Raw genomic sequence first — 1,184 nt, forward strand, 5'->3', positions numbered from 1 at the left:
TGTGGGAGATTCTATGGTTGTGGGCAATGCTTTTTGCCCCCTTTGCTCATGTATTCGCCTTGAGTCTTCATCAAGGCGAATGCAATTCTGGCCAGCTTTCGGGACAGGATGACAAGGGCCTGAGTGGTTGCCTTACCTGTATTCCGATAATGTTCATACACCTCTTTCCACGCAGCTGTCTTGCTAGCCGCCATGGCTGCATTGTGCAGTAGCCGGCGCACTTCTGAGCAGCCTCGCTTGGTTAAGCATCGGCGTCCGGATTTCTGGCCTGATTCGGCAACTTTCAGATCCATGCCTAGAAAAGCGATGAATGAATCGCTGCGCTTGAAGTCGCCGCGGATGAAGGCGGTGACTAAAGCGACGGCAGTCAGAAAACCAATGCCTTCAACTGCCTGGCAGCGGGCAACCTGCTCGCTCAGCCCCGCTTCTCTAACCAGCGTCTTCAAACGCTTTTGAATCAGCAGATCAAGCGACTCAAAGTGTTTGGCGAAGCTATTGAAGGCGTCCTTGAGGGACGCTTCGTTACCCCAACTCTGGGTCAGACTGGTGCGCGCTGACACCAGCGCTGCTCGGCGTCGGAGAAGGCTCTGAAGCTTGCTGTAGACGGCTGGAGGGGGTGACCAAGGACGAAGCAAGCTGCCCTCACGATCCAGGAAACGGGCTAGCAGGCAGGCATCAGATGCATCAGTTTTGGCACGCCCGCCAATCCCTTTTCGGTAGTTGCTGAGTTGGTACCCATCAACGACATAGACTGCAAAACCCTTTTCGTAAGCCATCTCCACCAGGTCCAGGTGATAAACGTTGGTGGCTTCAACACAGATAGCCGTATTGGCTGGCTGAAGTGCCAGCCACTTGCGGATCTCAGGCTTTGTATTTTTCAACGAGTGTTGTTGAGCGGTTTCCTCGCAATAGCTGACCAGTTCGACCTTGGCGACATCGACGCCAATGATGAACTTCTCTACTCGCATTGCCATCGCCTGAACTCCCACGGTATGGTTTTTGGGCTCGGAGGGGTTTCACCAAGAGGCGCTGGCTTGCTTCTATCGTCGCTTGCAAACGATGCATTCTTTATCGGCGCTTTGGTGAAGGGGTGGGGCGAGTTCTCCCACGGTCTGTACTGCTGTGAACAGTCAGATTCGGCTTTTTCGTCCCACCACCCCTTCGAGTATCACCATACAAGCGGC

General features: G+C 54.1%; 1 protein-coding gene. It reads right to left on the reverse strand.

Annotation, left to right across the window (positions count from 1 at the left end):
• Positions 1-11: 11 nt before the first annotated feature.
• Positions 12-974: an IS110 family RNA-guided transposase gene (locus tag IRZ77_RS26670; protein WP_025337484.1), complete on the reverse strand. Its 963-nt coding sequence runs from the start codon at positions 972-974 to the stop codon at positions 12-14.
• Positions 975-1,184: the final 210 nt, after the last annotated feature.

This window comes from Pseudomonas pudica, assembly GCF_015680405.1.
GTDB classification, from domain to species: Bacteria; Pseudomonadota; Gammaproteobacteria; order Pseudomonadales; family Pseudomonadaceae; genus Aquipseudomonas; species Aquipseudomonas pudica.

Coding starts and splice junctions, on each gene's coding strand:
- IRZ77_RS26670 (WP_025337484.1), bottom strand. CDS start 974: ATGGCAATGCGAGTAGAGAAGTTCATCATTGGCGTCGATGTCGCCAAG.